This window comes from Zobellella sp. DQSA1 (genome assembly GCF_041950555.1).
In the GTDB taxonomy this organism is placed as follows: domain Bacteria; phylum Pseudomonadota; class Gammaproteobacteria; order Enterobacterales; family Aeromonadaceae; genus Oceanimonas.
In genome coordinates, this window is record NZ_CP169531.1 from 3449028 (window position 1) to 3474308 (window position 25281).

Sequence of the window (25281 nt, forward strand, 5' to 3'; positions counted from 1 at the left end):
TCAGCAGCAAGCATAGCATCCCCGGAGATGAAGGGGCTCAGTCGGCCCGCCCCATATAACGCCGCTCCGTGGTATGAATGCGCACCTTGTCGCCGATTTTCAGGTATTCCGGTACCTGGACGGTCAGCCCGGTGGCGAAGGTGGCCGGCTTGGTACGCGCCGACGCCGAGGCTCCCTTGATTTCCGGAGTGGTATCCACAATCACCATTTCCACCGTCTGCGGCGGCTCCAGACCGATCACCTGGCCATCCACCAGCATCACCTGGATGCCCTGGGTGGTTTCATCAAGAAACAGCAGTTCGTCGGCGATCTCGCTGCTGCGGATCGGATACTGGCTGTAGTCTTCCATGTCCATGAAAATATGGTCGTCGCCGTCCACGTAGGACAGCACCACGGTGCGCCGTTGCAGCTCTATGGTGGTAAGCAGCTCGTCGCCCTTGAACCGTTCTTCCGCCTTGAGCCCGGTCTTCAGATCGGTAAAGCGCATCTTGTAGAGGGTGGTCGCACCTCGTGCACTCGGGCTCTGCACCTCGATGTCGCGAACCATCAGCAGCTTGCCGTCCAGCTCGACCACCATTCCTTTCTTAACTTCATTCGCCCTTGGCATGAATACTCTCCAGAAAATCAGACGCCGCATCTTAGCCAAGGCCGAAGGGCGGCACCATACCCCTTGGCCATGATTTGAGAGCAGGGCGGCAAATACCGCCTTTCGGGAGGTTCCGAACTATCCCCGCAACACCTTGTCCAGCACCTGCTCGAAGGTGGCGACGGTGCGATCCACGTCCTGCAGCTTGTCGAGCCCGAACAAGCCGATGCGAAAGGTCTGGAAATCGGCCGGTTCATCGCATTGCAGCGGTACCCCGGCGGCAATCTGCAGCCCCTCGGCGGCAAATTTGCCGCCGCTCTTGATGGCCGCATCATCGGTGTAACACACCACCACCCCCGGGGCGGCAAAGCCGTGGGCGGCCACGCTCTTGATGCCTCGCGCCGCCAGCAACGCCCGTATCCGGTTTCCCAGCTGCTGCTGGCGCTCCTTGAGCAGGGCAAAGCCCAGCGCCTCGGTTTCCCTGATGGTGTCCCGGAACCGGAGCAGGGCGTCGGTGGGCAGGGTGGCATGATAAGCATGGCCACCCTGCTCGTAGGCTTCCATGATCTGCAGCCATTTCTTCAGGTCGCAGGCAAAGCTGCTGCTCTGGGTGTCCTCGATGCGTTTCCGGGCAAGCTCGCTCAGCATCACCAGGCCGCAGCAGGGCGAACTGCTCCAGCCCTTCTGCGGGGCACTGAGCAGGATGTCGACACCACAAGCCTCCATGTCCACCCAGAGGGTGCCGGAGGCGATGCAATCAAGTACGAAGAGACCACCCACTTCATGCACCGCTGCGGCTACCGCCTTGAGGTAATGATCCGGCAGCAGCATGCCGGCGGCGGTTTCCACATGGGCGGCAAAAACCAGGTTCGGCCTGTGCTCCCTGATGCTGGCCACCACCTCCTCGATGGGCACCGGGGCCAGCGCCGCCTGGGGACCGGGCTCCACCGGGCGTGCCTTGAACACCCTTTCCGAGGCCGGGATACGGCCCGCCTCGAAAATCTGACTCCAGCGATAGCTGAACCAGCCGTTGCGGATCACCAGACAATGCTGATCGGTCGCAAACTGACGGGCCACCGCCTCCATCCCGAAGGTGCCGCTGCCCGGCACCACCACCACCGACTCGGCCCGATACAGCCCCTTGAGACTGGCGGAGATATCCCGCATCACCTGCTGGAAGCGTTGCGACATATGGTTCAGAGAACGGTCAGTATAAACCACCGAGTATTCCAGCAGACCATCAGGGTCGACATGGGGCAGTAATCCGGACATAAGCACCTCTTCGCTGAGCGTTAATGCTTCATACTGCCCAATCTGTTCACAAATAACAAAGACCCGGTACACAAAAATCCATTCCAGATCCCACTGCCGGCTCGGCCGCCACCGGTGTTACCATAACGGCCTTGTTTTTAACTGTGGTAGCCCCTCAAATGAGCGAACAATTCAGCCTGGAAGGCCATGCCTTCATTCCCTTGCATAACCTGCTCAAGGTCATCGGTTGGTGCGATTCCGGCGCCATGGCCAAGGCGGTGATCGAGGACGGTATGGTACTGGTCAACGGCGAGGTGGAGTTGCGCAAGCGCTGCAAGATAGTGGCCGGACAGCGAGTCAGCTTCAATGGCCAGGACGTGGTGGTAACGGAGTAAGCAAAAAGGCCTGCATTGCTGCAGGCCTTTTTGTTGAATCTGGTCGGCATGAGAGGATTCGAACCTCCGACCCCTTCGTCCCGAACGAAGTGCGCTACCAAGCTGCGCTACATGCCGTCAACGGGGCGAGAATTTACATAAATGGCGCAACGCTTGCAAGCTCTTTTTCATCAAACCTCTTATTTAGGTCCCAATAGCCGCAGGCTCCAGTCGCTCACCTGGCCCTCGACCAGGTAATCCGCTGCTTTTTCACGCCAACTGGTTGATAAACAATCTAATTCTGCCAGTTCCCGTAAGCCGGCCTGATCGAAACCATGGTTGAACACAATATCGCCGGCCCGCTTCACCGGCATCTGCGGATGAGGCCGCTCCACCAGGGTCATGGTGGCCTCTGGAGCAACCTCTCCCTGCTCCAGTACCCGCAGCAGCCAGCCGGCCCGGCCATTGGCCTGCACCAGCACCGAGAAAAAATCGTAGCCAAAGCGGGCATTGAGCTTGTAGCAGGGCGAACGGGGCTGGCTTACCTGCACCAGGGCACTGTCCAGCCGGTAAATGTCGCCGATGCAGGCCTCCTGCTCCAGCAGACCGACACCGGAAATATTCTCGCCGAAGGCGCCCGGGCCCAGCAGCCCGAGAGGCCCGGTCAGCCCCATGCCCCGGAACCAGCTCTGCCAGAAGCCATAGTGCTCCCGGGGGTAGTAGTGCAGCGCCCGTTCCGGGCCACCGTGAAAACGGGTGGATACCTGGGCGTCGTCGTTCAGTCCGCCAAAGCTGCAAAACTGGCGGCGGCTGACCGGCTGCTTGTCGATGGCACTGGCAATCGCCGGATTCAACATTTTCGGCTTGCCTGCCAGAATCGTTACATGCATCAACGCCTCCCCCGCCGGTGATAAAAACGCGTAACCGAATAAGACAAAGCCCTGCAACTCAGGGTAGATTGAGTCTATAACAAGGTATAACGCCATTCCCCTATCATGCTCATTAAGGAACCGGGTGTCATGAATAAAGTGCTGTTATTGTTGCTGGCCCTGTTCAGCCTGCCGGCTCAGGCCAGACTGGCGGTCAATATTCCGCAACCGGAACAGGCCCCGCCCCACCACGACTACTATCGCCAGGTGCTGACTCTGGCCCTGGAAAAGAGCGGCGAGCCCTTTACCATCAATCCGGTGCCGCTGAACGAGTCCCAGTTCCGCATCGCCCAGATGCTGTTCCGCGGCACCCCGGTCAACCTCGCCTGGATGGGGACCTCGTCCGAATACGAACAAAAGCTGCTGCCGGTGCGAGTGCCGCTGATGCGCGGGCTGTCCGGCTTCCGGGTGCTGCTCATCAACCAGTCACGCCAGCAGGAATTCAGTCCGGTGCAGAGCCTGGCCGAACTGGCCGCCTTTACCGGGGTTCAGGGCATCGGCTGGAGCGATATCGAGGTATTGAAAGGCGCCGGATTGAACATCAGCGCAGCCCGCAGGAGCACCATACTGGACATGCTCAACCGCAACCAACACGTCGATTACTACCCACGCAGCCCGGTGGAAGCCTTCGGCGAGCTGAGGGCCCAGGGAGAACAGTACCCGCAGTTGATGATCGAACCCCGACTGCTGTTGCACTACCCCTTCGCGGTCTATTTCTTCGTGAGTCCCGAGGCGCCCAGGCTGGCCGAAGCGCTGCAACGGGGGCTGGAGCGGGCCTATAACGACGGCAGCTTCATGGCGCTGTTCGAGCAGCATCCGTTGATCCGCACCAGCCTGCAGCAGTTGCAACTGGAACGGCGGCAACGCCTGGAACTGGTCAATCCGGATCTGACCGAAGCCACCCGAGCCTTGCCGGAACATTACTGGCATCCGGGGGCCCGGCCTTGAAAAAACGGCGACAACCGCACAGTATCCTTATATCAACCCAGCAGCTCGGAGCACAGAACCGGTGAACATCGCCTTCTTTAGCAGCCAGCCCTATATGCAACGGCCCTTCGCCGAACAAAATGCCGGTTACGGCTTCAACATCACCTGGTTCGAGGCCCGGCTCGAACCCCACACGGCCCCGCTCGGCAAAGGCTTCGACGCCGTCTGTGTCTTCGTCAACGACAAGGTCGACGCCGGGGCGATCAACGTGCTGGCCACCGGAGGCGTACGCTACATCGCCCTGCGCTGCGCCGGCTACAACAACGTGGATCTGGAGGCGGCCCGGGCGGCCGGCATGACGGTGGTACGGGTGCCGGCCTACTCACCGGAAGCGGTGGCCGAACATACGGTGGGGCTGATGCTCACCCTCAACCGCCATATCCACAAGGCCTACCAGCGCACCCGGGATGCGAACTTTTCCCTCAATGGCCTGGTCGGCTTCAATATGCACGGCAAGACCGCCGGCATCGTCGGTACCGGCAAGATAGGCATCGCCACCCTGCGCATCCTCAAGGGCCTGGGCATGGAACTGCTGGTGCACGACCCGATGGAGAACCCCGCAGCCCTGGCCCTGGGGGCACGCTATGTGCCGCTGGCGCAACTGTTCGCCGAGGCCGACGTGATCAGCCTGCACTGCCCCCTGTTTGAAGAAAATTACCACCTGCTCAACAGGGACAGCTTCGCGCGCATGAAAGACGGGGTCATGATCATCAACACCAGCCGGGGCGGTCTGCTCAACGCCGGGGATGCCATCGAGGCCATCAACAGCGGCAGAATCGGCGCCCTCGGGCTGGATGTATATGAAGAAGAGGAAAACCTGTTTTTCGCGGACAAGTCCAGCGAGATCATCCGCGATGACACCTTTCACCTGCTGTCCGCCTACCCCAACGTGATCATGACCGGGCACCAGGCTTTCCTCACCCGGGAAGCCCTGGCCGCCATTGCCCACACCACCCTCGACAACCTGCAACGGCTTTCCCGCGGGGAACCCTGCGATAATAAAATCAATTAAGGAGCACAACATGAAACTCGCTTTTGCCGCCACCACCACCCTGCTGCTCGCCGCTTGCGCCGGCGGCGGTCTCAGCACCACCGAGTCCAGCCTGCAGCATCATCGCTGGACCCTGGCCTCCGTCAACGGCGAACCGGTCTCCACCGACATCGGCTCCGAGCTGGCCATCGGCGAGCACATGGCCATCAGCGGCCTGGCCGGCTGCAACCGCTTCTTCGGCAGCGCCAGGCTCGAGCAGGGCCGGCTCAAGGCGGATCCCCTGGCCAGTACCAAGATGGCCTGCCTGTCGGATACCATACAGCAGGTGGAAACCGCGGTGCTGACCACCCTCAACCAGGGCGCCGCCGTCAGCCATGACGACCGGCAGCTGATCCTGACCGGCAGCGACTACACCCTGGGCTATCGCCTGGCTGACGTGGACTAACGCCATGGGCGAGCACTTCCTCATATGCCCGGCCTGCGGGGCCAAGAACCGGGTGCCGACGATGCGACTGCAACAGTCTCCCCAATGCGGCAAGTGCAAGGCCTCGTTGCTGCCCGGCGCACCGCTGGAACTGGACGGCCCCCGGCTCGAGCGCCTGCTGGCCCATGAAACCCTGCCCCTGGTGGTCGATTTCTGGGCGCCCTGGTGCGGCCCCTGCAAGATGATGGCGCCGGTGTTCGCCGCCGCCGCGACCGAAACCGAGCTGCAGGGCAGGTTGCGCCTGGCCAAGCTGGATACGGAAAGCCACCAGACGGCGGCAGCCCGTTTCGGCATCCGCTCCATCCCCACCCTGATCGCCTTCTCCGGCGGCCAGGAGCTGGCCCGCCAATCCGGAGCCCTTTCCGCCGGCCAGTTGCGCCAGTGGCTGAGTCAGTTTTATTGAGCTAAAAACCGCGGTCTTGCCCGCCCCATAGGGGTGGGCCGGTCTTACCCCTTTTCCAAGCCAACCTGAGAGCCTGTTTAAGATCTGCAGTACTCGGCCAAAGCGCACGGCTCCGCCGCGCCATCCCTGGCGAGGGTTCGGCTTCGCTGCCCCCTTTGTCCTCCCCAGAGCACCGGTGTCGCCTGTTGATACGACTATCAGACCACAGCGGAACTTAAAGACGACAGGGATGGACTCCACCGACCGTCACAGGGAGGTGCTGGAAGCGTGTCGGTGGAGGGGCCCTGTTGTCTCTTCGCTAGGTGATAACAGACAGCCTTGCAAAAATCGTAAACAGATTCCGACGACAGTGCCCCCTGCAGCACCGTTCAAGAACACACAGGCATTCAAATTTATTGAAAAACTGGCTCTAATATCCCCGCTGGTCATCTTCGCCCACTCGGCCACAATAGGGTTGTCACCATTCAAAGAGGAGTAAGACGATGGGCAAGCTGGTAGATGGCATCTGGCACGACGTCTGGTACGACACCCAGGCCACCCAAGGGCGCTTCGAGCGCAGCAAGAGTCAGTTTCGCCATTGGATCACGCCGAGCGGCGAGGCGGGTCCCAGTGGCCAAGCAGGCTTCCAGGCCGAGGCGGGCCGTTACCACCTCTATGTTTCCCTGGCCTGTCCCTGGGCCCACCGCACCCTGATGATGCGCAAACTGAAGGGGCTGGAAGAAATGATCTCGGTCTCGGTGGTACACCCTGTCATGCTGGAACACGGCTGGACCTTTGCCACCGATTTCGAGGGCGCCACCGGTGACGGGCTCTACGGCCTCGACTATCTGTACCAGCTCTACCTCAAGGCCGACTCCCGTTATTCCGGCCGGGTCACGGTGCCGGTGCTGTGGGACAAGCAGCGGCAGACCATCGTCAGCAACGAATCCGCCGACATTATCCGCATGCTGAACGGTGCCTTCGACCATCTGGGCGCCACTCCGGGCGATTATTACCCGACCGAACTGCACGAACGGATAGAGGCGGTCAATGCCGAGGTATACGACCAGGTCAACAACGGCGTCTACCGGGCCGGCTTTGCTACCAGCCAGGCCGCCTACGACGAAGCGATCACGACCCTGTTCGACGGGCTGGACCGACTAGAACAACGGCTGGCCGGACGGCGCTACCTGCTGGGCAGCCGCCTCACCGAAGCCGATATCCGGTTGTGGACCACCCTGGCCCGGTTCGATGCGGTCTATCACACCCACTTCAAGTGCGATCATCGCAAAATAGCCGAATACCCCATGCTTTACGGCTACCTGCGTGACATTTACCAGACCTCAGGCATCGCCGATACCCTGGATCTGGCCCATATCCGCCATCATTATTTCCGCAGTCACCCGACCATCAATCCCCACGGCATCGTCTCCGTGGGCCCGGCACAGGACTGGAGCCAGCCCCACCACCGCACCCGCCGCTTCGATTGAGCAACCTCTTCCCAGCCCGGCGTTATCTGGAGAATGGCTTCCGCCAGCTAAATTGAGCTGGCGACCATGGATTCGCGGGGGGGCAAGCTGGTATAAAGGGGTTTTTATTCCACTAGGTATGCCCCATGGACGCGCTTGAGCAAGATCGCTTGAAACGTATTCTTTCCAACACCCGAAGCATCGCCCTGGTTGGTGCCTCCAACCGCCCGGATCGGGCCAGCTATCAGGTGATGGAGTACCTGCAACAACAAGGCTATCAGGTCTATCCGGTCAACCCGCAACTGGCCGGCGCCGTCATCCTCGGTCAAATCTGTGTGGCCGGCCTGGAGGATCTGGATCGGCCGGTGCAGCTGGTCAACGTGTTCCGTCGCGGCGAGTTCGCTGCCGACATCGCTTTGGAAGCAGTCGAACATGAAACCCTGTGCCTGTGGCTGCAGGAAGGCATTACCAGCGAGCAGGCCGCCGAGTCCGCCGCCGAGGCCGAACTGGAATATGTGGAAAATCTCTGTATCAAGCAGGTTCACCAGCAACTGCTGGGGTAACCAGAGTCAAGGGGCCTGCGGGCCCCTTTTCCGTTTATCGGGCGTCCGCCTCTGCCCTGACCGACACGCCCGCTTCCTCCCCCGGCTCTTCCGCCCGCCTGCCCAACAGCCGCAATCCCAACGCCATCACCGCGATACTGATGGCGATACCCAGCCACCAGGGCAGGCCGTAGGCCACGGGCATAATGGCGCATACCGTACTAATCCCCCCCACGAACAACGCATAGGGCAGTTGGGTACGCACATGCTCCACCAGGCCGCAACCCGAGGCCATGGCCGCCAGCAGGGTGGTTTCGGCCAGGGGCGAACAGTGATCCCCCCACACGGCCCCGGCCAGCACCGCCGCCACCGAGGCGTAGAACAGGTGCATGGCCGCCGGGTCTCCGGCCAGGCCGTGGTGCTGCAGCACCGCCCAGGCCAGGGGCACCACCAGTGGCATCATGATGCCCATCACCCCCCAGGAAGAACCGGTGGCGAAGGCGGTAAAGGCCGACAGCAGGAAGACGCTCACCGGAATCAGCTCCGGGCTCAGGCTATCGCTCAGTACGCTCACCAGATAGTCGCTGGTGTGCAGCGACTCGTTCACCGACGACAGCGCCCAGGCCATCATCAGTATGGTGATGGGCAGCAACATGGACTTGACCCCCTCAAACCAATAGTGGGCGGTTTCATCCATGCTGAGCAGGCCCTGCAGCCGGGTCATGGCCAGCGCCACCAGGGTACTGAGCAGGAAGCCCCACATCATGGCGGTGAAGGAGTCGCCACCGCCGAACACCTCGCGCAGGCCGGCCTCGGCGGAAAAACCCAGTTCGCTCATGCCCGTATACCAGATGCCGCCCAGGGTGGTGAACACCAGCACCGTCATGGGGATGATGGCGTTCAATGCCCGGTGAGGAATGCCTGGCTTGGCGTCGATACTGGCCTCTTCGGCGATCGCCTCCCGGTCGGTGAGCGCCTCGTCCTGCTCGCCGTGCTGCTGCACCGCCCGTATTTCCGCCTGCAGCATGGGGCCGAAGTCACGGCCGCTGAGGCTTATCATAAACACGAACAGCAGCGCCAGTATGGGGTAGAAGCTGTAGCCGATGGCGGCCAGGAAGACCCCGTAGGCGGAGCCCTCGAAGCCATCGATCTGACGAATGGCTTCGTCGATCAAGCCCACCTGAAAACCGATCCAGGTAGTCACCAGCAGGATGGCGGTCACGGGGGCGGCGGTGGAGTCGACGATATAGGCCAGCTTTTCCCGGGAAATACGCAGCTTGTCGGTGATGTTGCGCATGGTATTGCCGACGATCAGTGCATTGGCATAGTCGTCGAAGAAGATGGCGGTGCCCAGCAGGCCGGTGGTGGTCTGGGCGCTGCGCCGGCCGCGCACGAAGCGGGTGATATGGCGGGCGATGCCCACGGTGCCGCCGTTGCGGGAAATGATACCCACCATACCGCCGATCAGCAGACAGAACAGCACCACCGACATATGCTCCGAGTCGCTGGCGGCGCTGAGCACATGCAGGTTCACCGAGTCGAGCACGCTGGTCAGCAGCCGGTCGCCCGCCAGGCCATAGCCCAGCCAGCCGCCGACGCAGATGGCGATAAACAGCGCCAGTATCACCTGGCGGAACACCAGCGCCAGCACGATGGCGAGCAGCGCCGGCAGTACCGACAGCCAGGCGGCGATGGCCGGGCTTTGTGCCTCGGCCAGCACCCGGCCACCCGCATCCGTCAGGGTCAGGGTGGCGTGGTCGGCGCCGGTGACCACACCTTCCACCACCGCCTCACCCTCTTCGAACGCCAGGCCATGGTGTTCGCCGTCCAGCACCAGCCACAGGGGCTGCGCCGGGGTGCCACTCACCTTCACCTCGAAGGGAATCCCCTTCAGCACCAGGGCCGGCAGGCTCAATTCCAGTTCCGCCTCTCCGGCCCGAAGGCCTCCCGGCCACAGCAGCACCAGGGCCAACAGGGCCGTCAGCAACCCCGCCAGAACTCGTTGACAACGTCGCCGGTCATGGCTGATGGAGCCGACTAAAGGGCCCACTCCGCTGGCACGCTGTGCATACATCCCTGTACGCTCGCACATGCCCGCCATGGCATGTAACGGTCGGCGAAGCCGCTCCCTTTGTCCGCCTTTATGGAATGGGTGTTGCCTGTTTTGAGCCTCCTGCGGGCAGGGGCGCACACCGGAAGCCGCCAGCAGGCAGCCCCGCAACTGTTGATATCCTTCCATGGTTTTTTTCCTCGCTTACACCGAACGCAGATACCAGTCGTACTCCTGGGAGCTGACATGGCGCATAAACAGCTGCCGCTCGCCGTAGCGATTGGCGTGGTAGACCCGGCAGAACTCCGCCCCCAGGTAGCACGGCAGCACCTCGTTGCGCTGCCATTGATCCAGCGCCTGGATCCAGCTGTTGGGCAGGCTGGGCGGATGACTGGCATAGGCATTGCCGGCCACCGGCGCCGGCGGGCTCAGCCGCTGGCTGATGCCGAGGTGGATGCCCGCCAGTATGCTGGCCACCAGCAGGTAGGGGTTGGCATCGGCGCCGGCCACCCGGTGCTCCAGCCGGCGCGCCTCCCTGTTACCACCGGGAATGCGCACCGCCACGGTGCGGTTGTCGGCACCCCAGGTCTGGCTCATGGGCACATAGAAACCGGGCTGGAAACGGCGGTAGCTGTTGGCATTGGGGGCGAATACCACCATCGATTCGGGCATCAGTGCCAGTACGCCGGCCACCGCCTGGCGCAGCATGTCGCTACCCAGACCGCCGTCGTCCCTACCGGAAAACAGGTTGCGGCCCTGGTCGTCAATAAGGCTCACATGAATATGAGTGCCGCTGCCCGCCTCCTGGTTGTAGGGCTTGGCCATAAAGGTGGCCTCCATGCCGTGGCGGGCCGCCACCCCCTTGATCAACCGCTTGAGCAACACCGCCTCGTCGCAGGCTTGCATCGCGCTGGCCCTGTGTTTGAGGTTGATCTCAAACTGGCCCGGAGCGCATTCGGCGATGGCGGTGTCCACCGGCAACTGTTGGACCAGGGCCGCCTGATGGATGCTTTCAATAAAGTCGCAGTAGTCGTCCAGATCCGACAATGAATACACCTGGCACTGCTTGTCCCGCTTGCCGGTCACCGGCGACAGGGGCGGCTGCAGCTGATGCTGATTGTCCCGCTCCCTGTCCACCACGTAGAACTCGGTCTCCACCGCCACCACCGGCGTCAGCCCCAGCTCACCGAAGCGGGACAATACCCCCTGCAGCACATGACGGGGATCGTAAACAAAGGGAGTGCCGTCGTTCTCGTACATGCTCATCAGTACCTGGGCACAGGGCCTGTCCTGCCAGGGCACCCGGCTCAGGGTGCCCGGCACCGGGAAGCACATCCGGTCGCCCTCTCCCTGATCCAGCCCCAGGCCAGTCTCTTCGATGGTGTTACCATTGATGTCCAGCGCGAACAGGGACGCCGGCAGGCAGATCCCTTCCTCATAGGCCTTGAGCAGGCTGTCCCGGGGAATACGCTTGCCGCGGATCACCCCGTTGATGTCGCCGATCATCAGGTCGATGGAATTGATATCCGGGTTCTGCTCCAGAAACACCCGGGCCTCTTGCATGCCCCTGTCACCCATAGTGAACTCCATGTTGTCTTTTAATAACCACTCCAAACTCAATAACGTTATAGAATAATCAACATTACAGGGCAATCCACCAGACGGAAATAAAGTTAAATTATTGTAACACACAGTTAACCGCATCACACTTTAGGCATAATACGGATTTTTATTCCCTTTTCACTCTGGCATTAACGGCCGCCACGTGCTCTTATTCTTTACATGAGCAACACCGCTGATGTTGAATATATAAAACAACCATATTTATCGGGTGGCAATATGGAAAGAAAAATGCACAACCCCGTGGTGGGCGTCAGCGCCTGCCAGCGTCAGATAGAGGGGCATGGCTGCCATATGGTGGTTAACAAGTACGTCACGGCCCTGCGCCAATCGGCGGGGGTGGAAGTGGTGCTGCTGCCGGCCCTGGCCGAGGGGTTGGACCCAACGATTCTGGCCCGGCTGGACGGACTTTGCCTGACCGGCAGTTACAGCAATGTGGAACCCCGCCATTTCGGCCGACCGCCCTGGCCCGGCGACTGCCATTACGATCCAGCCCGGGACGGCTCGGCCCTGTCGCTCGTCCGCGAAGCCCGCCGCCTGCAGCTGCCCCTGCTCGGCATCTGCCGGGGGCTGCAGGAAATGAACGTGGCCTACGGCGGCAGCCTGCGCCAGCCGCTGCAGGAGCTGCCCGACCTGCTCGACCACAGGGAGCCGGCCACGCCGGACTTGGACGAGCACTACCGGCCCGCCCATGGCATCCGCCTCAATCCGGACGGCCTGCTCGCCCGGCTCACCGGCGAGCTGGAATTCGAGGTCAATTCCCTGCACCAGCAAGGCATCGACCGGCTGGGCGAGGGCCTTGTCGCGGAAGCCCTGGCCGCGGACGGCCTGATCGAGGCCATCCGCGATCCGGCCCATCCCTTCGCCCTGGGAGTGCAATGGCACCCGGAATGGCGCACCGACGAGCATCCGCTCTACCGGGCCATTTTTACCGCCTTCGGCGCCGCCTGCGCCCGGCACCGACAACGTATCCTCGCCTGAAAAAGGCGTCTTATTCCGCAAGAGGGACAGGCTGCTGCCTAAGCCAACCGTCGATGGCAGGGATACCATCGTCGAGCATACAGGGATGTACTTGCTGCGTGTTGGCGTGGCAGCAGCCTGCCCCGATAGCACTTGGACAACCCTGAATACACCTGAACACGCCTGAACAGGCCCAGACGACAAGGACATCACCATGCAACAATACGACACCCGCACCCTGCGCCAGGACGACAGCCGCCACCACCTGCACCCCTTCACCGATACCAAGGCGCTGGGCAGCGGCAGCCGCATCATCACCGGCGCCGACGGCATCTATATCCACGACTCCGAAGGCAACCGCATCCTCGACGCCATGTCCGGCCTCTGGTGCGTCAACCTGGGCTACGGCCGCCGGGAGCTGGTGGAGGCCGCCGCCGCCCAGATGACCGAGCTGCCCTACTACAACAATTTCTTCAAGACCGCCCACCCGCCGGCGATCCGGCTTGCCAAAAAGCTGACCGAGCTGGCGCCCAAGCACATCAACCATGTGTTCTTCACCGGCTCCGGCTCCGAGTCCAACGATACCGTGGTGCGCATGGTGCGCCGCTACTGGCAGCTCAAGGGCCAGCCCAACAAGACGGTGATCATCGGCCGGCGCAACGGCTACCACGGCTCCACCGTGGCCGGTACCAGCCTGGGCGGCATGGCCCCGATGCACGAGCAGGGCGGCCCCATGCTGCCGGACGTGGAGCATATCGCCCAGCCCTACTGGTTCGGCGAAGGGCGGGAGATGAGCCCGGAGGAATTCGGCCTGCTGGCGGCCCGCTCCCTGGAGCAGAAGATCAAGGAACTGGGGGTAGAGCGGGTGGCCGCCTTTATCGCCGAGCCGGTGCAGGGCGCCGGCGGCGTGATCATTCCGCCCGACAGCTACTGGCCCGAAATTCAGCGCATTTGCGATCGCTACGGCATTCTGCTGATTGCCGACGAGGTGATCTGCGGCTTTGGCCGGCTGGGCCAGTGGTTCGGCAGCCAGCACTTCAATATCAAGCCTGATCTCATGCCCATCGCCAAGGGACTGTCTTCCGGCTACCTGCCCATCGGCGGCGTGCTGGTAGGCGACCGGGTGGCCGAGGTGCTGATCGAGCAGGGCGGTGAGTTCTACCACGGCTTCACCTATTCCGGACACCCGGCCTGCGCCGCCGTGGCACTGCGCAACCTGGAGCTGATGGAAGAGGAAGGCATTCTCGAACAGGTGCGCGAGGTGGCCGCCCCCTATTTCGCCCAACAGTGGGCGACCCTGGCCGATCACCCCCTGGTGGGCGAGGTGCGCAGCTTAGGCTTGCTCGGTGCCCTGGAGCTGGTGGCCGACAAAACCACCCTGGCTCGCTTCGAGCCGGGTATCGGCGGCCAGTGTCGGGACAACTGTTTCCAGACCGGCATAGTAATGCGCTCGGTGGGCGAGACCATGGTGGTGTCCCCGCCCCTGGTGATCACCGAAGCGCAAATAGACGAGCTGGTGCGCCTGGCCCGCCAGAGCCTGGATCTCACCGCCCGTCAGTTGGGCATCATGGACTGAGGAAAGCCGATGAGCCAAAAAACCTATGCCGACTGGCAGGCCCTGAGTGAGGGCCTGCAGCCCGAGGACCGGGCCTTTATCCGCGGCCGCTACTGCGAGGCGATGGGCGGCGATCGCTTCGCCACCCTCAACCCGGCCAACGGCCTGCCCCTGGCACTGGTGGCCAGCTGCGACGAGCAGGATGCCGAGCTGGCGGTGGGCCACGCCCGCGCCGCCTTCCGCCGGGGCGACTGGTCCGCCCTGGCTCCAGTCGAACGTAAGCGAGTCCTGCTACGGCTGGCCGAGCTGGTGGAGCGGCACGCCGAGGAGCTGGCCCTGCTCGACAGCCTCGACATGGGCAAACCTGTCCGCGATGCGCTGCAGGTGGATCTGCCCGCCGCCGTGCGCTGCCTGCGCTGGAACGCCGAGGCCATCGACAAGCTCTACGGCGAGGTGGCCCCCACCGGCCCCGACAGCCTGGGGCTGGTCACCCGGGAGCCGCTCGGAGTGGTGGCGGCCATAGTGCCCTGGAACTTTCCGCTGATGATGGCCTGCTGGAAAATCGCCCCGACGCTGGCCGCCGGCAACGCGGTGATCCTCAAGCCCTCGGAGAAGTCTCCGCTCAGCGCCATCCGGCTGGCGGCCCTGGCGCGGGAGGCGGGCATTCCCGACGGTATCCTGCAGGTGCTGCCGGGCTACGGCCACACCGTGGGCAAGGCCCTGGCCCTGCACCCGGAGGTGGACGCCCTGGCCTTTACCGGCTCCACCCGGGTGGGCAAGCTGCTCACCCAGTACGCCGGTGAGTCCAATATGAAGCGTACCTTTATGGAATGCGGCGGCAAGAGCGCCAATATCGTCTTCGCCGATGCCGGGGATCTGGACCGGGTGGCGCGGGAGGCGGCCCAGGCCATCTTCTACAACCAGGGCGAGGTGTGCATCGCCGGCTCCCGGCTGCTGGTGGAAAATTCCATCAAGGAGGAGCTGGTGGAGCGGCTGCTGCACCACGCCCGGGCTTGGCAGCCGGGCCATCCGCTGGCTCCCGACAGCCCCATGGGTGCCATAGTGGACACCGCCCAGCTCGACGGCATCTGCAGCCATGTACACCGGGCCCTGGCCCAGGGCGCCCGGCTGCGCCTGGGCGGCGAGCCGGTGCTCACCGACAGCGGCGGCTGTTATTTTCCGCCCACGGTGTTCGATGAGGTACACAACGGCATGGCCCTGGCCCAGGAGGAGATCTTCGGCCCGGTGCTGGCGGTGATCGGCTTCGACAGCGCGGACGAGGCGGTGGCCATCGCCAACGACTCGCCCTACGGCCTGGCGGCGGCGGTGTGGACCCAGAGCCTGGACCAGGCGCTGACCACGGCGCGGCGGCTGGAGTCGGGCCAGGTGTTCGTCAACAACTACGCCGGCGGCGACATGACGGTACCCTTCGGTGGATATAAGCAGTCGGGCAACGGCCGGGACAAGTCGCTGCACGCCCTGGCGGAATACAGCCAGTTGAAGACCACCTGGGTAGCCCTGCACGGAAACTGAGGCTTTCTCGACCAAAAGCTCAGGGCTTCATGATGGAGCCCTGGGCTTGATGGTCAGATTGTCTGCCATGCCCGTAGAAGAAGTCGGCCAACCCGGCAACCGGGGGAAAGCAACAGGGAGCACCTCCCGACAGTGCAATGCCAGGGATGGCATTTCCGAGCTTACATGAATGTACTTACAGCATGTCGGCGGAGGTGGCCCTGTTACCTCTTTTCTACGGTCACAGCAGACGGCCCGACGGTGATGAATGGCCAAGCTCCGTACATCTTATCCGTGGCCTGCGCCCTGCCCCGCCATCTTGCCGATAAGCCCGACCAGGGTCTGTAACTCCCGCTGCACCGGCTCCTCGCAGGGGAATCCCATATTGACGCGCAGGCAATCCCGATAGCGATCGGAGGCGGTGAACAGCGCGCCGGTGCGGATATCCAACCCCGCCTGTTCCGCTTCCCGGCCGAGGGCATCGCTGTCCAGCCCCGGCACCTGGATCCACAACACCAGGCCGCCGTCGGGCTGGCTGATGCGGCTGCCCTCGGGCAGGTGCCGGGCAAGGTAGTCGAGATACTGCTGCTTGTGCAGGGCCAGCCGGTCACGGCTGCGCCTGAGATGCCTGGCGTAGGCGCCGGTGTCGATGAAATCGGCCAGCGCCAGCTGCATCAGGGTCGGTACGCCCAGCGCCCGCTGCACATAAGGCCGGAAATAGCGGCCCGGCCGGCACCAGCCCAGGCGATAACTGGGCGACAGGGTCTTGGACAGGGAGCCGCACCAGATCACGAAGCCGCCCTCGTCATGATAGGCGGCCGGCAGCGGCACATGCGGGTGGTGCGCCAGTTCGAGATAGACATCGTCCTCGATCACCGGCACCCGGTAGCGGTTGGCCAGTTGCGCCAGCCGTCGCTTCTGCGCCACCGACATGGTGATGCCCTGGGGATTCATGTGAGTGGTACAGAACAGCCCCGCCTGCACGGTGCCGAGCCGCAGGTGGTGCTCCAGCTGCGCCAGGTCGATGCCGTCTTCCAGCGACGGAATTTCCACGATGCGCAATGACAGCTGCGCCAGCACGTCCAGCAAGCCGTTGTAACAGGGCGAGCTGATGGCGACGGCGTCACCGGGCCGGGTACAGACTTCGAGCGCGGTTTTCACGGCGTCCATGCAGCCGTGGCTGATCACCAACTCGTCCGCATCGAGCGCGAAGCCGCACTGGCTGAAGTGGCCGGCCAGGGCCTCGCGCAACACCGTTTCCCCCTGCGGTGCCGGATAGCAGTCGAGTCGCTCGGCGGCCACCTTCATCGCCCGGCGGAAGCTGCGCTCCAGTGTACCTCGAGTGGCCTCCTCCAGGGACAGGCGCGAGGTGCCCAGGGACCCGCTCAGGGTGGCGGGGTGGCGATAGGACACCATGGGGGTGGCGATCCGGCTTTCGAACGGCGTCCATTCGGGCCTTTGGGTGGCGGGGCGCCTCGCCGCAACGAAAAAGCCAGACTTGGGGCGCGCCTCCAGCCAGCCGAGGGATTCCAGTTCGGCATAACAGCTCACGGCGGTGGACAGGCTGACCCCCTGCTGCCGGGCGAACTGCCGCAGCGACAGCAGGCGATCGCCGGCGGCGAGCTTGCCCGCCCGGATATCGCCGATAAATTTCTCCGCCAACCGCCGGTATTTCGCCATTCCCACCTCATCTGTACCCCTTTACTTTTAAAAAATTGTATCTGTACCGCTTTATGCCCGCAAGCGACACTGGGCCTTCTTACATCAACGCGGGGAACGGGACGGATGAAGGGCCGGGATTTATTGCTTATCGTATCGGTGATGGCGATTTGGGGGTTCAACTTTTCAATGATCAAGCTCGGGGTTACCGAGATGGATCCGCTGTTGATCGCGGCGGCGCGTTTCTGCTGCGCCACCTTTCCCATCATTTTCTTTATTCGCAGGCCCAGGGTGCCCTGGCGCTACCTGATGGGTTACGGCTTGGTATTCGGCACCGGCATCTGGGGCATGGCGTCGAGCGCCATCACCTTCGGCCTGTCGTCGGGCATGGCGTCGGTGCTGCTGCAACTGGACGTGCTGACCACGGTGCTGGTGGGGGTGCTGCTTTACAAAGAGATCATTTCCCCGCGCATGTGGTTCGGCATGGGGATGGCGCTGGTCGGCCTGGCGGTGTCCATCCTCTACACCAACGGCAACGTGACCCCGGCGGGCGTGATCTTCATCCTGATCTCCGCGATTTGCTGGCCGCTGGCCGGGGTCATGGTGCGCCAGTCGGGCACCCGTTCGCCCTTCGCCTTCAACATCTGGGGCATGCTGTTCGCGCCGCTGCCGCTGATCGGCCTGAGCGTGCTGTTCAACGGGGTAGAGGTGCTTGAAGCCACCTACCGGCAGTGGAACGCCGATGCCTGGATCTCGGTGCTGTTCCAGGCCTACCCCACCACCCTGTTCGGCTACTGGGTATGGAACAAGATGCTGCTCAGGTACCCGATGAGCCAGATGGCGCCGCTCACCCTGCTGGTGTCGGTGTTCGCGCTGGCCAGCGGCTACCTCATTTACGGCGAGCGGCTGTCCGCCGCCCAGTGGGTGTCGTGCAGCGCCTTCCTGCTGGGCGTCGGCCTGGTGCTCTACCGGGGCCCTTTACCCGGCGTGACCAGAACGGCGGCGGGACAGAAAACGGTGTCTTGAGGTTGAGGGCGCCCCGGGGCGCCCCCGTTGGCCTTCAGAAATGCTTGGCCGGGGTGGAGCAGCTGACGATCCGGCAGGGCTGGTCGCTGATATTACGGAAACGGTGGGGCTGGGTGGTGGAGAAATAGTAGCTGTCGCCTTCTTTCAGCAGCCGGCACTGGGCGCCGACGATCAGCTCCACTTCCCCCTCGATGACCACCCCGGCTTCCTCGCCCCGGTAGGCCATCATGTCGTGCCCGGTATCCACTCCCGGCGGGTAGGTCTCGATGATAAAGGACATGGCGCGGTTCTTGCGGTTGTAGCCCACCAGCTTGAGCGACAGGCTGCCGGAGCCCACGTCCTGCAGCTCGTCGGCGGTGTAGAAGATCTGATCGGTGTTCTGCAAATCCAGGGTGAAGAACTCGCCCACGGTAATGGGAATGCCGTCGAGGATCTTCTTCAGCGAACTGACCGAGGGGCTGACCTTGCCCTGCTCGATCAGCGACAGGCTGGAGTGGGTCACCCCGGTGCGCTTGGCCAGCTCCCGCTGGGAGATATTGCGCAGCAGGCGGACCGCCTTGAGTCGGGTGCCCACATCGTTGGCATCGTCAGAACCTTGATCCGCTGTCGTCATATCACCACGCCAAGAAAGAGGGGAAAAATTGTGCGAGCCGCATTCTACAGGAAGCCGGAAGAGACTGTAAATTGATTCTAACTGCCCGACTTATCGAATAAATTTTCCGCTACAATCCCACCTGCTGCAGCCTCTTGGCCATTTCCTTCAAACCCTCCAGTCCCTGGATATCGGTGGGCTGCAAATGGAGCGGGTAACGGGGCAGGGTGGTAAACAACCGCTCGATCTCCGCCAGGTGCCCCTTCTCCAGCTGCCGCCGCCTGGCCAGGAAGTCGCCATCGGCGTCGTCCGGCAGAATGCGGTTGACCACCAGCCCGGCCAGGGGCAGTTTCTCCGCCCGCAAGGCCGCCACCGCCCGCCCGGTTTCCAGTATCGGCAGTTTCTCCGGAGTCAGCACGAACAGCAGCGCGGTTTGCCCGCCGTCGGTCAGCACCCGACGGGTACGCTGAAACAGCCGCTGGCGCGCCAGCAGGGTCTCGGTAATATCCTTGCTCCTGTCGTCCAGGCCGGCGGTTTCGTGCTCGCCGGGATCGTCGAAAGGAGTGTCGATATCCCGCCCCGACCTGGGCGTCAGGTGCCCCAGCACCTCCCCCAGTTTTTCCGAACGCTTGTTGCTGCGCAGCAACCCCTGAGTCCAGGCGGCCATGGCTTCGGGCAGGCTCAACAGGCGCAGGGTATGGCCGGTAGGGGCAGTATCGAAGATGATGAGCTCGTGGCTCTCCATCCCCTCCTCGATCACCCGGGCGATACGCTCCAGCAGCGCCGCCTCCTGGGCGCCGGGCGACTGGCGGGTCAGCCGGATCTGGCGCTCCACCTCGCCGTACATCTCGGGCCGGGTAAAGCGCTTGAGCTGGGTCAGCACCTTCTGCAGGTGCAACTCCACCTCCCGATCCGGATCCAGCTCCAGGCCGTCCAGGTTGGGCGCCAGCCGGGTAATGCTGTCGCCTATCTCCCGGCCGAAGGCATCGGCCAGGCTGTGGGCCGGATCGGTGGACACCAGCAGGCAGCGTTTGCCCCTGTTGGCGGCCAGCAGCGCCAGGGCGGAAGACACCGTGGTCTTGCCCACCCCTCCCTTGCCGCCCACCAACAATACGCGTTTGTCGGTCAATAACATGAAACATCTCCATATATAAAAGCCGGCCCGGCATGCGAAGCAACAGCAGGGTTGCCTCCTTCGACACGCCTCAAGCTCATTCCTGAGCCGCTCGTCAAATACGGCAATCCCTGCTGCCGCTTCGTGAAGTTAAGGTGCTGTCTGATGCACATTGTCAGGCAACCGAGCTGCCAACAGGAAGGACAAAGGGAACGGCGCCACCGACCCGCTGCGCCATGGGGCACCAAGAGCTGTTTCCGCGACAGCGGAGCCTGCCTGGATGTATTCACGGCGTGTCGGTAGAGACGGTCTTTACCCGATTTTGCCGGTTCAAAAGCAGCTCCCTCAGCAACAGCGAAAATGATCGAGCGGGGAATGCTCCATCCCCATCCGCTTGTGCCAGCCGTGAAAACGCTCCAGCAGCAGGGGCTGGAGCTCCAGGGTGTAATAGGAGGCCGGGTTCGGCACCCCCATCATTTCCGAAAACACCAGCAGCATGAAGAGGTCGTCCTCCTCCCGCTTGGCCCGGGCGATGGCCGCCCGATAGGGGGCATTGTACACCTCTTCCGCGAACTGGCTGGCCCGGGCAACCCAGGCCAGCACCCGTTTTATTTTCACGCCTGGTCCTCCGCCTTCTCGGCGTTCCCCGCTCGCAACCTGCCCAGGGTGGACGCACACTCCAACGCCACCAGGATGGCCGCCACCAGCACCACCAGATCCAGACCGAACAGGAACCAGTTGCCCTGATCGTAGAAGCCCTTAAGCTGGATCAGCAGCGCCAGCACCGTCATCACCAGCACGAACACCAACGGCAGCAGGGTGTAGTACACGGGCCGATTGAGCCGGGCCAGCATCACGGTGATCACCAGCAGGGTCAGGCCGGCCAGCAGCTGGTTGGTGGTGCCGAACAGCGGCCAGATAAGCAGGCCGCCGGAGCCGTCGCCACCGGCACCAAACGCCAGTACCAGGCAGGAGCCCACCGCCAGCAGGGTGGCGGGAGCCGCCTTCTGCATCCAGCCGATGTTGTAGATGCTGCCCCACTCCTGGAAGATGTAGCGTTGCAAGCGCAGGCCGGTGTCCATGGTGGTGCCGGCGAACAGCACCGCCATCACCGTGAGAATGGTCTGCGACAGCTCGATATTGAAGCCGAGACCGTTGCTCAGGATATTGGCGCCGCCCTGTACGAAAGCGGCCACCCCACCCTTGCCGAAGGCGTCGTAGATACCCTGCCATTCGGCCAGGCTGGCGAAGCCGGCGGTGGCGGCGATAATGGCAGCCAGAGCCAGGGAACCCTCGCCGATGGCTCCGAAGTAACCGACGAAACGCAGATCGGTCTCCTTGTCGAGCTGCTTGGAGGTGGTGCCGGACGACACCAGGCCATGGAAACCGGAAATGGCGCCGCAGGCGATGGTCACGAACAGCAGCGGAATCAGCGAGGGCGTGCCGGCCGGTACCTCGGTGTTGAACGCCGGGGCCACCACCTCGGGCGCAGAGATGATAACGGCGCCGTAGAGCAGGCCCAGGCCGACGAACAACTGCAAGCCGTTGATGTAGTCACGGGGCTGCAGCAACATCCATACCGGCAGCAGCGAGGCGATGGCGGCATAGACGAACAGCAGGATGATCCACTGGGCCTTGTCGGTCAGGCCCATGAACAGCTCGGGCAACGCCAGCGGCATGGAAGGCCCGATCCCGATCAGGGCGTAGAGGGCGATCACCCCCACTACCGACACGGTGAGCAGGCCAATCATCTTGCGATAGATCAGCTGGCCGATGATCAGCGCCACCAGGATGGCGCCCCACACCGGCACCACCGCGGTCTGGAACTGGGTCAGCAGGCCGGCGATCACCACCGCGAACACGGCGTTGACCATCAGCAATACCAGGAAGATCACTATCATGAAAATGCTGCGGGCCCGGGCCCCGACCACGTCGCCGGTGAGGGCCCCCACCGATTTGGCCTTGTTACGGTTACTGGCCCAGATGGCACCGGCATCGTGTACCCCGGCGAAAAAGATGGTGCCGAACACCACCCATAAAAAGGCCGGCACCCAGCCCCAGATCACGGCGATGGCCGGGCCAACGATGGGCGCGGCCCCGGCCACCGAGGTGAAATGGTGGCCCCAGAGCACGAACCTGTTGGTGGGCACATAGTCCACCCCATCTTCGAATTCGTGGGCCGGGGTACGAAAGTTGGGATCCAGCCGGAAGATTTTCTCGGCAATAAATTTGGAATAGACGAAATAGCCGAGTGCCATGGCACCCAGTCCGATCAGCATCAGGAATATTGCATTCATATCACCCTTCTCCCGTACGGATAATGCAATGTTATTGTTGTTATGGCGGTGGTTCCGGCCACGAGAACAGGCCGGCCCCTTAGCAAAGGCAAAAAGTCAGGCAAAATCAAGGAGTAATATCGTTTAACCCGATAAATAAGCAAGGGTTTCCACAACCATGGGGAGTGATTAAGCCGTCATGAAGCGTCATTACCGGCAACATAAACCACAAAAATAAAACATTAAAGTACAAAGAAAGGAAAATAATTCACAATGCCGCAGATGACACCAAATTATCAGGCCGTCACCAGCAGCTCGCGAAATTGCTCGATGCTCATGGGGCGGTGATACTTGAACCCCTGCAGATAGTTGCAGCCTTGGCGTTGCAGCCAGGCTTCCTGCTCTTGGTTTTCGACCCCTTCGGCCACCACCTCCAGCCCCAGACCTTTGGCCAGGCCGAGGATCGAGAGGGTAATGGCGCAGTCATCCACATCATGGGGCAGTTCCTTGGTAAAGGAACGGTCGATCTTGAGCTTGGTGAAAGGCAGGCTTTTCAGCCGCAGCAGCGAGGAATAGCCGGTCCCGAAATCGTCGATAGACAGCTTGATGCCCATTCGCACCAATTCCTCCAGTGTCTGCCGCAACGCCCTGGAATCCCCCTTGATGGCGTCCTCAATCACCTCCAGCTCCAGTTGCTCTCCCACCACCTGGTAGCGTTCGAGCAGCGCCCAGACCTTGTCGGACAGCAAGGGGTCCATAATGGCGTCGGCCGACAGATTGACCGCCACCGGCGGCAACATCAGTTCTTGCCGACGACTCTCCTGGATATCCCGGCATACCCGTTCAAGTACCCATTGATCCAGCGCGGCAATCAAACCGGCCTCATAGGCCAGAGGCAGGAATTCCGCCGGCGACATAAAGCCCAGGCTGTCATGCCGCCAGCGCACCAGAGCTTCGGCTCCCACCAGGCGCTGGCCGTCGTTGGACACTATCGGCTGGTAGAGTACGCTCAGTCCGTCATGCGCGATAGCTTCCGCCAACTGCCCTTCCAGCAGGAAACGGGCCTTGGCCGAGGCCGAAATATCCTGATTGAAATACTGGGCCTGGCGGCGACCACAGGACTTGGCATGGTACATGGCCGATTCGCTATGGCGGATCAGAGTAGAGATATCGTTCCCATCATACGGAAAGAAGGAAATGCCGATGCTGGCACTGACCTGCACCTTTTGCTCGCCCACCATGATGGGATGACCGATGGTCTCCAGTATGGTATCCACCGCCCCGTGCATGGTGCCCACCTCCTTGGGAAAACGGTAGATCATGGCGAACTCGTCACCGCCCACCCGGGCCACCAGTTCCTTGCCCGGCAGCAGCATGCCCCGCAGCCGGGCGGCGATCTCACTGACCACTTCGTTCCCCACATGCAGCCCCATGCCGTTGTTGATGGCGTTGAGCCGGTCGATGTCGATCCACAGCAGAGCGAAAGGTTCGGGTTGGGCGTTGCCATCCAGTTCGATCAACCGTTTGATATGATTACGCAGGGAGCGCTGGTTCAGCAACCCGGTAAAGTCGTCATGGTGGGTGATATAGTCGAGTTCTTTGCGGCTGTTCAGCCAGGCTTCGTGGGCATTGATCAGGCTGATGGTATCGGCAATGGCAGTCACAAAGGAAATGTCAGCCAGGGTCCAGCTTCGTCGTTGTCCGGTTTCCAGCGCAATCACGCCGCCGAGCCGGCGACCATCAAAAATAGGGGCGTCCAGCACGGCGCCAATGCCTTCCCGGCCCGGGCCGCCCTGGTGCAAAGAGCGGGTACGCGGATCGGTTGCCGCATCTTCGGCACTGATGATCTCAGCGGCATCCAGAGCGGCAAAATAAGGACCATGCTGCTCCCGGCTCAGGCTGCATGCGCTGCTGTCAAATCCCAGGCCCCGACGATAGGTCAGTACCCGGCTCAGGCTGTTACCACTGATCCCCGAGGTCCAGACTCCGACATTGTCCACCTCGAGCAGATCACCACAGAGGGCACTCAGGGCTTCCAGTTTGCTGCGCTTGTCCTGACCGCCGAAATCCCGATGGCGCAACAGCTGTACCAAGGCATGGTGATAGCCGAAAAAGGTCTGAATTTGATCCACAGATAGTCCGTTAACTGTTTTTATCCCCGCCTATAATGGCAAAGCCATTCGGCACTGTCCATGCGCTTTCCGTCCCGACGCGAAAACAGTACCCGGCCCTGCTTATTTAATAACACCTTGTTTTGTATAATGATGCGGCCGCGAAATCGGCCCTTGTTGGCAGCGCGGTGGGAGCACAACAACCTTAAAATAACCACGGGAATAACAAGATGCGCCTTTCTTCAGTATGTGTGTATTGCGGCTCCAGCCTGGGTGCGAGCCCCGTTTACCGACAGCAGGCCGAAGCCTTGGGAAGCCTGCTGGCTGTCCGGGATCTCGCCCTGGTCTACGGCGGCGGGGCCGTCGGCCTGATGGGCACGGTGGCCGATGCCGCCCTGGCGGCCAAAGGGCGGGTCCATGGGGTCATACCCGAGAGCCTGGTCGACGCCGAGCTGGGGCACCCGGGCCTGACCCGCCTGGAGGTGGTGCCGGACATGCACAGCCGCAAGGCGCGCATGGCCGAGCTGGCGGACGCCTTTATCGCCCTGCCCGGCGGCTTCGGCACCTTCGAGGAACTGTTCGAGGCCCTGACCTGGGCCCAGCTCGGTTTCCACCGGAAACCCCTGGGGCTGCTCAATATCGACGGTTTCTACGATCCCCTGCTGACCTTCGTGGATCACGCCATCGCTCAGGGCTTTGTACACCCGGATTATCGCCGCCTGCTGCTGGTGGCGGATACCCCCGAAGCATTGCTGCACGCCCTGGAGCAGGCTCCCCGGGATATCAAGGCCAAGTGGGCCAAATAGCATAG

23 protein-coding genes and 1 tRNA gene are annotated in these 25281 nt (G+C 62.5%); 12 read left to right on the forward strand and 12 right to left on the reverse strand.

Annotation, left to right across the window (positions count from 1 at the left end):
- Positions 1-37 precede the first annotated feature (37 nt).
- Positions 38-607, reverse strand: coding sequence for an elongation factor P-like protein YeiP (gene yeiP, locus ACEVBK_RS16525; protein WP_375055990.1), 570 nt, complete (start codon positions 605-607; stop codon positions 38-40).
- A 117-nt stretch (positions 608-724) separates the two neighbouring features.
- Positions 725-1858 (reverse strand): aminotransferase class V-fold PLP-dependent enzyme, encoded by a 1134-nt coding sequence (locus ACEVBK_RS16530; RefSeq protein WP_375055991.1) that lies wholly within the window; start codon positions 1856-1858, stop codon positions 725-727.
- Positions 1859-2016: 158 nt separating this feature from the next.
- Here ACEVBK_RS16530 and ACEVBK_RS16535 point away from each other — a divergent pair, with 158 nt between their 5' ends.
- Positions 2017-2232 carry an RNA-binding S4 domain-containing protein gene (locus tag ACEVBK_RS16535; protein WP_375055992.1) on the forward strand — a complete coding sequence of 72 codons (216 nt, stop codon included), beginning with the start codon at positions 2017-2019 and terminating at the stop codon, positions 2230-2232.
- Between the two features lie 40 nt (positions 2233-2272).
- On the opposite strand, the gene ACEVBK_RS16540 is transcribed toward ACEVBK_RS16535, so the two are convergent.
- Both ACEVBK_RS16540 and ACEVBK_RS16545 read right to left on the reverse strand, forming a co-directional pair.
- Positions 2273-2349 (reverse strand) — tRNA-Pro (locus ACEVBK_RS16540).
- 62 nt (positions 2350-2411) lie between these two features.
- A complete protein-coding gene (locus ACEVBK_RS16545; protein ID WP_375055993.1) occupies positions 2412-3101 on the reverse strand; it encodes an MOSC domain-containing protein in 690 nt (229 codons plus the stop codon).
- Positions 3102-3230: 129 nt separating this feature from the next.
- Between ACEVBK_RS16545 and ACEVBK_RS16550 the strand changes: the two genes are divergently transcribed.
- The 6 genes from ACEVBK_RS16550 (at position 3231) to ACEVBK_RS16575 (ending at position 8016) form a co-directional block, all read left to right on the forward strand.
- Positions 3231-4088, forward strand: a complete 858-nt coding sequence (locus ACEVBK_RS16550; RefSeq protein WP_375055994.1) for a hypothetical protein — start codon at positions 3231-3233, stop codon at positions 4086-4088.
- A 61-nt stretch (positions 4089-4149) separates the two neighbouring features.
- Positions 4150-5139: a 2-hydroxyacid dehydrogenase gene (locus ACEVBK_RS16555; RefSeq protein ID WP_375055995.1), complete on the forward strand. Its 990-nt coding sequence runs from the start codon at positions 4150-4152 to the stop codon at positions 5137-5139.
- A gap of 10 nt (positions 5140-5149) precedes the next feature.
- The gene (locus tag ACEVBK_RS16560) at positions 5150-5563 is read left to right on the forward strand and encodes an META domain-containing protein (protein WP_375055996.1); all 414 of its coding nucleotides are present in this window, start codon (positions 5150-5152) and stop codon (positions 5561-5563) included.
- A 4-nt stretch (positions 5564-5567) separates the two neighbouring features.
- Entirely contained in the window at positions 5568-6005 is a 438-nt protein-coding gene (gene trxC, locus ACEVBK_RS16565; RefSeq protein WP_375055998.1) for a thioredoxin TrxC, read from the forward strand.
- A gap of 482 nt (positions 6006-6487) precedes the next feature.
- Positions 6488-7474 carry a glutathione S-transferase family protein gene (locus tag ACEVBK_RS16570; protein ID WP_375055999.1) on the forward strand — a complete coding sequence of 329 codons (987 nt, stop codon included), beginning with the start codon at positions 6488-6490 and terminating at the stop codon, positions 7472-7474.
- Positions 7475-7599: 125 nt separating this feature from the next.
- Entirely contained in the window at positions 7600-8016 is a 417-nt protein-coding gene (locus ACEVBK_RS16575) for a CoA-binding protein (protein WP_375056000.1), read from the forward strand.
- 34 nt (positions 8017-8050) lie between these two features.
- Here ACEVBK_RS16575 and ACEVBK_RS16580 read toward each other — a convergent pair whose 3' ends face one another.
- Both ACEVBK_RS16580 and ACEVBK_RS16585 read right to left on the reverse strand, forming a co-directional pair.
- Positions 8051-10069, reverse strand: a complete 2019-nt coding sequence (locus ACEVBK_RS16580; RefSeq protein WP_375056001.1) for a Na+/H+ antiporter NhaC family protein — start codon at positions 10067-10069, stop codon at positions 8051-8053.
- A 180-nt stretch (positions 10070-10249) separates the two neighbouring features.
- Positions 10250-11623: a glutamine synthetase family protein gene (locus tag ACEVBK_RS16585; RefSeq protein WP_375056002.1), complete on the reverse strand. Its 1374-nt coding sequence runs from the start codon at positions 11621-11623 to the stop codon at positions 10250-10252.
- A gap of 261 nt (positions 11624-11884) precedes the next feature.
- Between ACEVBK_RS16585 and ACEVBK_RS16590 the strand changes: the two genes are divergently transcribed.
- From ACEVBK_RS16590 to ACEVBK_RS16600, 3 genes are all read left to right on the forward strand, one after another.
- Entirely contained in the window at positions 11885-12646 is a 762-nt protein-coding gene (locus ACEVBK_RS16590) for a gamma-glutamyl-gamma-aminobutyrate hydrolase family protein (RefSeq protein WP_375056003.1), read from the forward strand.
- A gap of 193 nt (positions 12647-12839) precedes the next feature.
- Positions 12840-14201, forward strand: a complete 1362-nt coding sequence (locus ACEVBK_RS16595) for an aspartate aminotransferase family protein (protein WP_375056004.1) — start codon at positions 12840-12842, stop codon at positions 14199-14201.
- Between the two features lie 9 nt (positions 14202-14210).
- Positions 14211-15713: an aldehyde dehydrogenase gene (locus ACEVBK_RS16600; RefSeq protein WP_375056005.1), complete on the forward strand. Its 1503-nt coding sequence runs from the start codon at positions 14211-14213 to the stop codon at positions 15711-15713.
- A 267-nt stretch (positions 15714-15980) separates the two neighbouring features.
- Here ACEVBK_RS16600 and ACEVBK_RS16605 read toward each other — a convergent pair whose 3' ends face one another.
- A complete protein-coding gene (locus ACEVBK_RS16605) occupies positions 15981-17372 on the reverse strand; it encodes a PLP-dependent aminotransferase family protein (protein WP_375056006.1) in 1392 nt (463 codons plus the stop codon).
- 105 nt (positions 17373-17477) lie between these two features.
- On the opposite strand from ACEVBK_RS16605, the gene ACEVBK_RS16610 reads away from it, so the two are divergent.
- Positions 17478-18377, forward strand: a complete 900-nt coding sequence (locus ACEVBK_RS16610) for an EamA family transporter (protein WP_375056007.1) — start codon at positions 17478-17480, stop codon at positions 18375-18377.
- A gap of 34 nt (positions 18378-18411) precedes the next feature.
- Here ACEVBK_RS16610 and ACEVBK_RS16615 read toward each other — a convergent pair whose 3' ends face one another.
- The 5 genes from ACEVBK_RS16615 to ACEVBK_RS16635 all read right to left on the reverse strand — a co-directional run bounded on the left by ACEVBK_RS16615 (position 18412) and on the right by ACEVBK_RS16635 (position 24491).
- The gene (locus ACEVBK_RS16615) at positions 18412-18990 is read right to left on the reverse strand and encodes a cupin domain-containing protein (RefSeq protein WP_375056008.1); all 579 of its coding nucleotides are present in this window, start codon (positions 18988-18990) and stop codon (positions 18412-18414) included.
- Between the two features lie 109 nt (positions 18991-19099).
- The gene (locus ACEVBK_RS16620; protein WP_375056009.1) at positions 19100-20104 is read right to left on the reverse strand and encodes an ArsA family ATPase; all 1005 of its coding nucleotides are present in this window, start codon (positions 20102-20104) and stop codon (positions 19100-19102) included.
- A 324-nt stretch (positions 20105-20428) separates the two neighbouring features.
- On the reverse strand, positions 20429-20701 hold the full coding sequence (locus ACEVBK_RS16625) for a cory-CC-star protein (RefSeq protein ID WP_375056010.1): 273 nt from the start codon (positions 20699-20701) through the stop codon (positions 20429-20431).
- Positions 20698-22380 (reverse strand): carbon starvation protein A, encoded by a 1683-nt coding sequence (locus ACEVBK_RS16630; protein ID WP_375056011.1) that lies wholly within the window; start codon positions 22378-22380, stop codon positions 20698-20700. Before ACEVBK_RS16630 ends, ACEVBK_RS16625 begins: the two co-directional genes overlap by 4 nt.
- Before the next feature lie 275 nt (positions 22381-22655).
- On the reverse strand, positions 22656-24491 hold the full coding sequence (locus tag ACEVBK_RS16635; protein ID WP_375056012.1) for a putative bifunctional diguanylate cyclase/phosphodiesterase: 1836 nt from the start codon (positions 24489-24491) through the stop codon (positions 22656-22658).
- Between the two features lie 209 nt (positions 24492-24700).
- Between ACEVBK_RS16635 and ACEVBK_RS16640 the strand changes: the two genes are divergently transcribed.
- Positions 24701-25276 (forward strand): TIGR00730 family Rossman fold protein, encoded by a 576-nt coding sequence (locus tag ACEVBK_RS16640; RefSeq protein ID WP_375056013.1) that lies wholly within the window; start codon positions 24701-24703, stop codon positions 25274-25276.
- The last annotated feature ends 5 nt before the right edge of the window (positions 25277-25281 follow it).

What these genes read in the sequence shown, in the direction of transcription:
- ACEVBK_RS16590 (WP_375056003.1), top strand. Translation starts at nt 11,885, where the DNA reads ATGGAAAGAAAAATGCACAACCCCGTGGTGGGCGTCAGCGCCTGCCAG.
- yeiP (WP_375055990.1), bottom strand. Translation starts at nt 607, where the DNA reads ATGCCAAGGGCGAATGAAGTTAAGAAAGGAATGGTGGTCGAGCTGGAC.
- ACEVBK_RS16575 (WP_375056000.1), top strand. Translation starts at nt 7,600, where the DNA reads ATGGACGCGCTTGAGCAAGATCGCTTGAAACGTATTCTTTCCAACACC.
- ACEVBK_RS16640 (WP_375056013.1), top strand. Translation starts at nt 24,701, where the DNA reads ATGCGCCTTTCTTCAGTATGTGTGTATTGCGGCTCCAGCCTGGGTGCG.
- ACEVBK_RS16600 (WP_375056005.1), top strand. Translation starts at nt 14,211, where the DNA reads ATGAGCCAAAAAACCTATGCCGACTGGCAGGCCCTGAGTGAGGGCCTG.
- trxC (WP_375055998.1), top strand. Translation starts at nt 5,568, where the DNA reads ATGGGCGAGCACTTCCTCATATGCCCGGCCTGCGGGGCCAAGAACCGG.
- ACEVBK_RS16615 (WP_375056008.1), bottom strand. Translation starts at nt 18,990, where the DNA reads ATGACGACAGCGGATCAAGGTTCTGACGATGCCAACGATGTGGGCACC.
- ACEVBK_RS16620 (WP_375056009.1), bottom strand. Translation starts at nt 20,104, where the DNA reads ATGTTATTGACCGACAAACGCGTATTGTTGGTGGGCGGCAAGGGAGGG.
- ACEVBK_RS16610 (WP_375056007.1), top strand. Translation starts at nt 17,478, where the DNA reads ATGAAGGGCCGGGATTTATTGCTTATCGTATCGGTGATGGCGATTTGG.
- ACEVBK_RS16560 (WP_375055996.1), top strand. Translation starts at nt 5,150, where the DNA reads ATGAAACTCGCTTTTGCCGCCACCACCACCCTGCTGCTCGCCGCTTGC.
- ACEVBK_RS16535 (WP_375055992.1), top strand. Translation starts at nt 2,017, where the DNA reads ATGAGCGAACAATTCAGCCTGGAAGGCCATGCCTTCATTCCCTTGCAT.
- ACEVBK_RS16570 (WP_375055999.1), top strand. Translation starts at nt 6,488, where the DNA reads ATGGGCAAGCTGGTAGATGGCATCTGGCACGACGTCTGGTACGACACC.
- ACEVBK_RS16605 (WP_375056006.1), bottom strand. Translation starts at nt 17,372, where the DNA reads ATGGCGAAATACCGGCGGTTGGCGGAGAAATTTATCGGCGATATCCGG.
- ACEVBK_RS16530 (WP_375055991.1), bottom strand. Translation starts at nt 1,858, where the DNA reads ATGTCCGGATTACTGCCCCATGTCGACCCTGATGGTCTGCTGGAATAC.
- ACEVBK_RS16595 (WP_375056004.1), top strand. Translation starts at nt 12,840, where the DNA reads ATGCAACAATACGACACCCGCACCCTGCGCCAGGACGACAGCCGCCAC.
- ACEVBK_RS16545 (WP_375055993.1), bottom strand. Translation starts at nt 3,101, where the DNA reads ATGCATGTAACGATTCTGGCAGGCAAGCCGAAAATGTTGAATCCGGCG.
- ACEVBK_RS16550 (WP_375055994.1), top strand. Translation starts at nt 3,231, where the DNA reads ATGAATAAAGTGCTGTTATTGTTGCTGGCCCTGTTCAGCCTGCCGGCT.
- ACEVBK_RS16630 (WP_375056011.1), bottom strand. Translation starts at nt 22,380, where the DNA reads ATGAATGCAATATTCCTGATGCTGATCGGACTGGGTGCCATGGCACTC.
- ACEVBK_RS16585 (WP_375056002.1), bottom strand. Translation starts at nt 11,623, where the DNA reads ATGGGTGACAGGGGCATGCAAGAGGCCCGGGTGTTTCTGGAGCAGAAC.
- ACEVBK_RS16580 (WP_375056001.1), bottom strand. Translation starts at nt 10,069, where the DNA reads ATGTATGCACAGCGTGCCAGCGGAGTGGGCCCTTTAGTCGGCTCCATC.